Source organism: uncultured Campylobacter sp., assembly GCF_938018035.1.
Taxonomy (GTDB): domain Bacteria; phylum Campylobacterota; class Campylobacteria; order Campylobacterales; family Campylobacteraceae; genus Campylobacter_B.
In genome coordinates this window covers 1-9,110 of sequence record NZ_CALIJF010000244.1, presented here as the reverse complement: position 1 = coordinate 9,110, position 9,110 = coordinate 1, and the positions used below count along the sequence as shown (strand labels likewise).

Genomic DNA, 9,110 nt, shown 5'->3' with positions numbered 1-9,110 from the left:
AGAAGGACTGCTTTTTTGGCGTATTATTTGCTATATTGGCTCTTATAGTGGTTTTTGTTTTTTGTCTCTGGGTATGCAAGAATACAAAAACACCATGTAGGATTATAATAATATATATTGTATCGCTTATATTGTATTTATTCTTAGCGTATGCTTTCTATAATAGGAGTAATGAGGGTGCAAAAAATGTCATTGTTGCAATTCTAGTTCTTATGCTCGGATTGTATTTAGGTAGTCTTTTTCTTGTCCCAAAATTTTATGCTGACTTATATGGCTTATTTTTGAAATCATTAAGCCTAGCTGCGGATAATGTAAAAATATATCTAAAAAACGAAAATAAATCCGTTAGTGGTAAACTAATTTTCGATGACGGCAAATATGCCTATGTGGAATTTGACCGCACGGTTAGCAATTGTAACGATGTCGGCGATTCTTGCATTAAAACTATAAGAAAGAAAGTCCCTAGCGAGGATGTGAGTATTTTTGTTTCGCCAGAGCAACAGCAAGATAAGAAGTCCGCAGCAAAACTACAAGAAGCCAAACAATCTAAAGCAAAACAATCAAGAATTTAAAAGCGCGTGTCTTTGCTTTTAAATTCCATTCATGCGCCTTTTCAAATCCCCTTTTAAATTAAATTTAGCTATACTCCCGCGCAATTTTGCGATTAAGGATTAAATATGAAAGAGATTAAATGCCTAAGCGAGCTGCGAGCTTTTGCAGATAAAGTTCGCGCCGAAAAGGGCTATCGCGATCCGATGATGTGGGCGATCGGGCGCGTATTTAAGGGGCGTGCGGAGGAGCATAAAAGTCTAAGCGTGAATTACGCGCACGTAAATTTTAAAGATGGGCTAGTAAGCGCAGCAGTGCTAATCCATGCTCTAACCGAATACGGAGAGGTCATGGATTTTAGCGGTAGTGAGTGCGTCCTTCCGCTAACGCATAAAGCCCTAAAAAAGGCGATCGAGGCTTTAAAATTTCTACAGCCAGACGCCAAAGAGGGCGCGCACAAAAATCTGCAGGTGCTACTTGCGGTTAAAGAGGCGATGAAATCGGACGAGCACGCGAGCTTTTGCGCCAGCTTCGTCTTCGAGGATACCGCGCCAAAAAGTGTCGAGAGCGTCTATCTCAAGCTTTATGCGCTTTCGCTAAATCTCTGCGAGCCGCGCACGCTCAATCTAGACGGCGCATTTAGCGTGCTTCCGAACGTCGCATGGGACGAAAACGCCCGCCCGATCGAGCTTTGGTGGCTGCGTGAAAACGAAATCCATTTAAAAATGCAAGGCCGCTATCCGCGTATCATCAGCGTCGATAAATTTCCGCGCTACCTAAGCCACGTCGCACCGCCGCAAAACGTGCGGATTTTAGACGATGCGAAAGTGCGTTTGGGTGCGCATATCGCCGCGGGTACGACCGTGATGCCGGGTGCTGCGTATGTGAATTTCAACGCAGGCACGACCGGCAGCGTTATGATTGAGGGGCGCGTCAGCAGCTCGGTCGTCGTGGGCGAGGGCAGCGACATAGGCGGCGGCGCGTCGATTTTGGGCGTGCTAAGCGGCACCAACGGCAATGCCGTGAGCATCGGCAAGCACTGCTTGCTGGGCGCAAACTCCGTCACGGGCATTCCGTTAGGCGACCGCTGCATCGTGGATGCCGGCATCGCGATACTTGAGGGCACGAAGGTTTTCATCGCGCAAAAGGATCGCGAGGCGCTAGCAGCGCTAAATCCAGGCTTTGCGTTCGATCGTGAAATTTATAAAGGGCTTGAGCTTGCCGGGCTTAGCGGTCTGCACTTCCGCCAAAACAGCCAAAGCGGGCAGATTACGGCAAGCGTTAACAAACGCGCGATCAAACTCAACGCGGAACTGCATTAAATTTATAAATTTAAACGGCGGGCGCGGATTGGCTGGAGCTTTTTTTAAACTGCGTTAAATCTATAACTTAAACGGCGAGTTTGAAAAAGATACGGACGATCTCGCCGCACGCCGCTTTGAGCGAGCGCATGCGATCCGTCGCAAAAATTTCCGCTCATAGAATTTCACGCGGAATTTAAAGAATTTTTGCCGCGATTTAGAAAATTTCTAGCGGTGATTTATGGAATTTACGCCGCTATTTTAACGTAAGTAATTTTGGCGGCTCGCGGATTTGCGCCGCACAAATAGGTCTTTAAATTTCAAAAATAGATTGAATTTAAAATTTGAATATGATAGATTTCAAATAAAATCAGGAGATGAAAATGAAAAAATTTATACCCGCCGTATTTGGCGTATTTATCTGCAGCGCAGCGCTTGCGGGAGATGTCGATGCCGAGCGCTGCAAGGCTTTGGCGGACGCCGTAAATGGGCACAGTCACCCCGCGACTAAAAATATAGAGTTGAGCGCGGCTACATGCGAGGGCGATAAATTTGTAATTCCCACGATTCTAAAAAATGAAATTTGGGACAAAGTAGATCCCAAAATCAAGCAAAATTTTGAAAGCATTTTGCGCGCTAACAGGCAAAAGGACGTCTGCGCGATGATGAAAGCGGGCGGTCTAAATCGCATAGGCGTACGAGAATTTCTGCAAAGCGGCGAAAAAATAGCCGATCTGACCTATACGCGCAAAGATTGCGGCTTAGAGTAAAATTTCAAAGGAGAGATAATGGAAGTGCCTCAAGCGGCGTATAGCAGAGATAAAATCATCGTTCGCACCGGTGTGATCGGTATCGTTTCAAATGTAATTTTAGCGGCATTTAAGGGCGTCGTGGGGCTGATCTCAGGCTCGATCGCGATCGTACTTGATGCCGTAAACAACCTAAGCGACGCACTTTCGTCCGTCATTACGATCGTGGGCGTGCATCTTGCTAGCAAGCAGCCCGATCGCGCGCACCCCTTCGGACACGGCAGGATCGAATATCTAAGCGCGATCGTAATCGCCGTCATCATCCTCTACACCGGCGGCGTCTCGCTCGTTGAATCGATCAAAAAGATCATCCATCCGCAAGCGGCGAATTATAATGCAATTTCACTCGCCATCATCGCAGTAGCTGTCGCGGCGAAATTTAGCTTGGGGCTCTATACGCAAAAGACGGGCGAGCGCGTGAACTCGGACTCGCTCATCGCAAGCGGCGTGGACGCCAAATACGATGCGCTCGTATCACTAGCCACTCTCGTAGCGGCTTTTATTTCGCTTATTTTCGGGCTGAGCTTGGAGGCGTATCTGGGCGCGATAATTTCGGCGCTTCTGATCAAAACGGCGTATGAAATTCTGCGCGATACGATCAGCAAGCTTTTGGGTTCGCGCCCAAGCTTGAAGCTTACGAATGAAATTTACGACGTCGTGCGCGGCTTTGAGGGCGTCATCGGCGCGTATGATCTGATGTTTCATGACTACGGGCCCGATAAGATGGTCGGCAGCATCCATATCGAAGTCGCAGAAAGTACGACCGCGGCGCAGATCGACGCTCTTACGCGCCGCATCCAAAACGCCGTTTTTGCGAAATTTAATATCATCCTAGACACCGTAGGAATTTACGCGTTTAACAAAAACGATCCGCGCGCCGCCGAGATCTACGAGCATATCAAGCAGATGGCGTTTTCGCATGAGTTCGTCTCGCAGATACATGGATTTTATCTCGATGAGGAAAAGCGCTCGATCAGCTTCGACGTTATCGTCGATTTCGCAGCGCCCGATATGGAGGCGACGTTTCGCGCGGTCTGCAAGCAGGTGCGCGCCGCGTATCCGAACTACACGCTCATCATCACTCGCGATAGCGATTACAGCGGTTAAAATTTAAACTGCTCTAGCGGTTTAAATTTAATCGCGCCGGCTCTCGCTTTCTCGCGCACCCCTTCGGCGAAATTTCAGAATTTTAAGCTACAATAGGAGAAATTTATCGCAGCTCCGCGCGGCGCAAAAGCCGCAATAAGCCGCGAGATGAAATTTGCGCGCAAAACCTGGCAGAAGCCCGCGCGCAAGGCAATGCAAAGAGAAATTTAAAAGGAAAAATATGGTTGAAATCAAAGATCTAACGATGCGCTTTGGCAAACAGCTACTTTTTGAAAACGTAAATTTGAGCCTCGATAAGGGCAGGCGCTACGGCCTCATCGGCGCAAACGGCGCGGGCAAATCGACGCTACTTAAAATTTTAAGCGGGCAGATCGAAGCAAGCAGCGGCGAAATTCTGATCCAAAGCGGGCTTAAAATAGGCGTTTTGGGACAGGATCAATTCGCCTTTGAAAGTTTCAGCGTCAAAGACGCCGTACTCTACGGCAACAAGCGCCTCTATGACGCCGTGCGCGAAAAGACGCAGCTTTACGAAGCGGGCGAGTTTAACGACGAGATAAACGAGCGCCTCGGCGAGCTCGAGATGATCTGCGCCGAGGAGGATCCCGCTTACGAGTACGAAACGCGGATCGAGAAAATTTTAAGTTCGCTAGGGCTGAATGATTTCGATAAAAAGATGAGCGAGATCGAGACGAGCGATAAATTTAAGGTCCTTCTCGCGCAGGTGCTCTTCCCGCGCCCCGACGTGCTGTTTTTGGATGAGCCTACGAATAACCTCGATATCGACGCCATTTCGTGGCTCGAGTTTGAGCTAAATCGTCACACGGGCACGCTCGTAGTCATCAGCCACGACCGTCACTTTTTAAACCGCGTCTGCACGGACATCCTCGACGTGGATTTTAGGCGTGTGCGCGAATTTAGCGGCAATTACGACGACTGGTTCATCGCGTCCAATATAATCGCCAAACAGGCGCAGTTTGAGCGCGAGAAAAAGCTCAAAGAGAAGGCGGAGCTTGAAAAATTTATCGCTCGTTTTAGCGCCAACGCAAGCAAAGCGAAGCAGGCCACGAGCCGTCAAAAACAGCTTGATAAACTTGATCTTAGCGAGCTTGCGACCTCTTCGCGCAGGGAGCCTAGCATTTTATTTAAGCCCGCCCGCGAGATCGGTAATGAAATTTTAGAGCTAAGCGGCGTGGATATGAGCTTCGGTGAGATTAAAATTTTAAAAAATTTCAATCTCAAGCTAGCTCACGGCGATAAGATCGGCATCATCGGTCGAAACGGCGTGGGCAAAAGCACGCTTTGCAAGATCATCATGGGCGAACTCGCGCCGCAGCGCGGCAAGGTTCACATGGGCGCCACGATCGAGCCCGGGTACTTCGCGCAGGATACGAATAATAAAATTTCAGGCGAGCTCAAGCTCTACGAATATCTACAAAGCCCGCAAAATAGGGATCTGGATGAAATTCGCAAATGCCTTGGGCGCATGCTTTTTAGCGGCGCGGAGCAGGAGAAAAGCGTGGGCAGCCTAAGCGGCGGCGAGAAACACCGCGTGATGCTAAGCAAGCTAATGCTGCAACGCCCGAACCTGCTGGTGCTTGATGAGCCCAACAACCACCTCGATCTTGAGGCGATCATCGCTCTGGGAGAGGCTCTGTATAACTTCGCGGGCTGCGCGATCTGCGTGAGTCACGACCGCGAGCTTATCGACGCGTTTGCAAATAGAATTTTACACCTCAAAGGAGACGGCGAAATCGTCGATTTTAGGGGCACTTACGAGGAGTATCGCGAGAGCTTGGGAGCGAGCGATGATTGAGATCTGCGTAAACGGCGAGAGGCTGCAGCTGGCGCAGGATATGAGCGTGAGCGAGTTTTTGCGCCGACGCGGACACGATCTGCGCCTAGTAGCGCTCGAGCGCGACGGCGAAATTTTAAAAAAAGAGGCGTGGGAGCGCACGCAAATCTCAAGCGGCAAAAAATATGAGATCGTCGAGTTCGTAGGCGGCGGCTGAGGTCAGAGCTTTGAATTATTTTAAAATTATAGCAGCCGAGGCTTAAATTTGCGCGGAGGTCGCTAAATTTTAAGCGGCATGGCGACACAGCGGCTAGAGCTTAAAATTTGCACGCGCGTCGTTAAAATTTTAAGCGATACGGCGACATGGCGTAGCGACACGACAGCGTTTGGATTTTTAAATTTATGAGGAAGCCGCGGTAGCCCGGTGCCTGCGGTGAGCTTTAAATTTTGAAAGAGAGCTATGCTGCGGCGGTAGGACGTAGGAGTTTTAAAATTTGCTCCGCGGCGATAGAGTTTAAATTTTATTTCGGCGGCGGAACGTTAATTTGCGCCGCTGGCTGCGGCGACTGGGTGTGGAGCTGTAAACTGCGTCGGCGCCGCAAGCTTGAGCGCATGGCTTTAAAATTTACGCCGAAGTTGTGGGCTTTGAGCGCGAGGTTTAAAATTTACCCCGAGATTTCTGCCGTCGTGCACGCTAAGACGCATGCTACGACGTGCCGCTTTTTCGTCGGTTCGGTTCGGCTGAAAATTTTAAATTTAGCCGTAGCACGGATTTATTCGGGCGTTTATCAGCTTTTAAATTCGGCGGATCGCGCAGTGCCTCGCGACTTTAAATTTAACCGACAAGTGTAGGGATTAGCACGCTAAATTTAGCGGATTTGATTGTGCTGCGCGTGCCATACGAGGTCCCTACGACGCGACGTATTGGCTGAACGCAATGCGCGCAGTAGGCTTGAAACATTACGCGTTAAAGCAGGATGAAATTTTTAGATTAAAATCGCGTGCGATGCGCTCGGTGCACCCCGCGTACATCGCAGCTCGTGCCAAGCGTTTGCGCGGTGCGTCGCAGCTATGTAGATTTCTGTCGCAATCGCGCCGCAATACCGCATCAATGCGCGCTATGTTCGCACAGATGCAGGGCGCCGCGCTTAAATTTGCGCGATAAATTTAAACGGCAAAAAGATAAAATTTAGGATCAAAATGCAGATAAAATTAAATGGCAAAGCTTACGAAACGGGCGCGAGCGATCTTGAGGGGCTGAAGCGCGAGGTTAAATTTAGCGGCGAGATCGCCGTGATAAACGGCTATGCGAGCACGCAAAACTGCGCGCTGAAGGCGGGAGATGAGCTCTTTTTGCTCGCGCGCGGCGCGAAGCTGGCGCCGCAGGAGCTTCGCGAGCTGATGCTTGCTCGCAATGCCCCCGCTGTAAATGAAGCGCTGCAAGGCTCGCGCGTGGCGATCTGCGGGCTCGGAGGGCTCGGTTCCAACGTTGCGATCCTGCTTGCGCGCGCGGGCGTTGGCGAGCTCTTTTTAATCGACTTCGACGTCGTCGAGCCGACTAACCTGAACCGCCAGCAGTACGAGATCGGCGATCTCTACAAGCCCAAAACCGCCGCTCTGCGCGAAAAAATCGCGCGTATAAACCCGTTCGTACGCGTGCGAACCTTAAACGAGCGACTTACCGCGCAAAACGTAGCCGAAATTTTAAAAAACGAGCGTATAATTTGTGAGTGCTTCGACGACGCGGCGGCGAAAGCGATGATTTTTGGCGCATTCGGCGGCACGGATCGCTTTTTGATCTGTGCTAGCGGCATGGCGGGCAGCGGCGACGCCAACGAGATCCGCACGACGCGACTCGGCAAAAACGTCTTCGTCTGCGGCGACCGCAAAAGCGCCGCAGCTCAGGGCATGGGGCTGCTTGCGCCGCGCGTGGCGATCTGCGCCGCACATCAGGCAAACGTCGCGCTGAGGCTGATTTTGGGCGAGGAGAGCTAGCTTGGCGCTTATCATCGTGCGCTTACATTTCTAAATTTACGCGCCTTTATTTATTTCGTCGATTAAATTTAGGCCTCGCGCGATTATTTTTGAGAAGCGGCGAGCGTTTCGGCGGGTATACGGCGCGCGTTTTTAAAACGGCGTAAAATTTACTGCGCGCTGTGCAAATTTGGCCGCGAAATTTAGCCGCGAGATCTAAATTTAAACGACGAAATTTAAACCATTTGTCGTGCGCAGCTCGCGTGTAAGTAGAATTTTAAAATTTATTCGGCGCGAGCGAGCTGCTTTTGAACGTAGGATTTAAAATTCCGCGCAGCGAAGCGAGCCGCAGTCTGCGCGTGAAATTTTAAAATTTTGTGTCGTGGCGTAAAATTTGACGAGAAATTTTAAAGCTTGGACGCGGCGTCGTGCGGCGCATTAAAATAGCGATAGAAGCAAGGCGCGCAATCTGTGCCGCAATCTCGCGCTGTGTATAATGCGCCGCGCAAGTACTGATATTGCGCTATCTGCGCCACGTATCAAAACAAAAATTTAAACTAAAGAGGATAGAATGGATGATAAACTGATCTTAGGCGGCAGGGAGTTTAGCTCACGCCTGATAATGGGCTCTGGCAAGTTCGATCACGCGATGATCGACGCCTGCGTACGGCACGCGGGCTGCGAGATCGTCACGCTTGCGCTGCGCCGCGTGAACGAAAGCAAGAGCCGCAATATCTTGGATTTCATCCCCCGCGGCGTCACGTTGCTGCCGAATACCAGCGGCGCACGAAATGCCGAGGAGGCGCTGCGGATCGCACGGCTCGCGCGCGAGCTTGGCTGCGGCGACTTCGTAAAGATCGAGATCATAGGCGACAGCAAATACCTTCTGCCCGACAATTCCGAGACGATCAAAGCCTGCGAGGCCCTAGCGCGCGAGGATTTCGTGCCGCTTGCCTACATGCACGCCGATCTGTGCGTAGCTCGCGATCTAGTAAGCGCGGGGGTCGCCGCCGTGATGCCTCTGGCTGCGCCGATCGGCTCCAATCGCGGGCTGATGATGCGCGGGATGATCGAAATTTTGCTTGGCGAAATCGACGTGCCGATCATCGTAGATGCGGGGCTCGGCGCGCCTAGCGAGGCCTGCGAGGCGATGCAGATGGGCTGCGCTGCGGTGATGGTAAATACGGCGATCGCCACGAGCGGGGATCTGGCGCTGATGGCGCGGGCGTTTGCGCTCGGCGTGCAGGCGGGGCGCGATGCCTATCTGGCGGGGCTCGGCGCCGTTTCTAAGACGGCCAGCGCAAGCTCGCCGCTAACGGGATTTTTGAGGTAGCGGTTAAAATTTTAAGCGCGGCTTGGTTGTGCGAGCCGTGTTTTTGCGCGGAATTTGCATTTCTTGGGTTGACGGATACATATCGCGCAAGATCGGCGTAGCAGCCGATAGACATGGCGTGAAATTTTAAAATTTCACGCGGCTCGGTATGAAATTTTAAAATTGTGGCGTCTAAATTTGCACGCAAAAACGTGCCGCGTGGAATTTAAATGAAAATTTAAAAGGAAAATTTTAAAGATGATGGG

The 9,110-nt window shown here is 50.8% G+C and carries 10 protein-coding genes; 9 read left to right on the top strand and 1 reads right to left on the bottom strand.

Translation table 11 applies throughout. The features are described 5' to 3' along the window. The 9 genes from Q0257_RS07285 to Q0257_RS07245 form a co-directional block, all read left to right on the top strand. The coding region (locus tag Q0257_RS07285; protein WP_298023429.1) for a hypothetical protein at positions 1-572 on the top strand (572 nt) is incomplete at its 5' end. 105 nt (positions 573-677) lie between these two features. Next, entirely contained in the window at positions 678-1,871 is a 1,194-nt protein-coding gene (locus Q0257_RS07280) for a tetrahydrodipicolinate N-succinyltransferase N-terminal domain-containing protein (protein WP_298023426.1), read from the top strand. 362 nt (positions 1,872-2,233) lie between these two features. Then, positions 2,234-2,620: a hypothetical protein gene (locus Q0257_RS07275; RefSeq protein WP_298023423.1), complete on the top strand. Its 387-nt coding sequence runs from the start codon at positions 2,234-2,236 to the stop codon at positions 2,618-2,620. Positions 2,621-2,638: 18 nt separating this feature from the next. After that, positions 2,639-3,766 (top strand): cation diffusion facilitator family transporter, encoded by a 1,128-nt coding sequence (locus tag Q0257_RS07270; RefSeq protein WP_298023420.1) that lies wholly within the window; start codon positions 2,639-2,641, stop codon positions 3,764-3,766. Between the two features lie 220 nt (positions 3,767-3,986). Next, entirely contained in the window at positions 3,987-5,579 is a 1,593-nt protein-coding gene (locus tag Q0257_RS07265; protein ID WP_298023417.1) for an ABC-F family ATP-binding cassette domain-containing protein, read from the top strand. After that, positions 5,572-5,775 (top strand): sulfur carrier protein ThiS, encoded by a 204-nt coding sequence (gene thiS / locus Q0257_RS07260; RefSeq protein ID WP_297946360.1) that lies wholly within the window; start codon positions 5,572-5,574, stop codon positions 5,773-5,775. Before Q0257_RS07265 ends, thiS begins: the two co-directional genes overlap by 8 nt. Positions 5,776-6,005: 230 nt before the next feature. Next, positions 6,006-6,410, top strand: a complete 405-nt coding sequence (locus Q0257_RS07255; RefSeq protein ID WP_298023413.1) for a hypothetical protein — start codon at positions 6,006-6,008, stop codon at positions 6,408-6,410. Between the two features lie 348 nt (positions 6,411-6,758). Continuing rightward, on the top strand, positions 6,759-7,553 hold the full coding sequence (gene thiF / locus Q0257_RS07250) for a sulfur carrier protein ThiS adenylyltransferase ThiF (protein ID WP_298023410.1): 795 nt from the start codon (positions 6,759-6,761) through the stop codon (positions 7,551-7,553). Positions 7,554-8,103: 550 nt separating this feature from the next. Continuing rightward, positions 8,104-8,865, top strand: a complete 762-nt coding sequence (locus tag Q0257_RS07245) for a thiazole synthase (RefSeq protein WP_298023408.1) — start codon at positions 8,104-8,106, stop codon at positions 8,863-8,865. On the opposite strand, the gene Q0257_RS07240 is transcribed toward Q0257_RS07245, so the two are convergent. Further along, entirely contained in the window at positions 8,819-9,052 is a 234-nt protein-coding gene (locus Q0257_RS07240; RefSeq protein ID WP_298023405.1) for a hypothetical protein, read from the bottom strand. The two genes, Q0257_RS07245 and Q0257_RS07240, sit on opposite strands and share 47 nt — an antisense overlap. Positions 9,053-9,110: the final 58 nt, after the last annotated feature.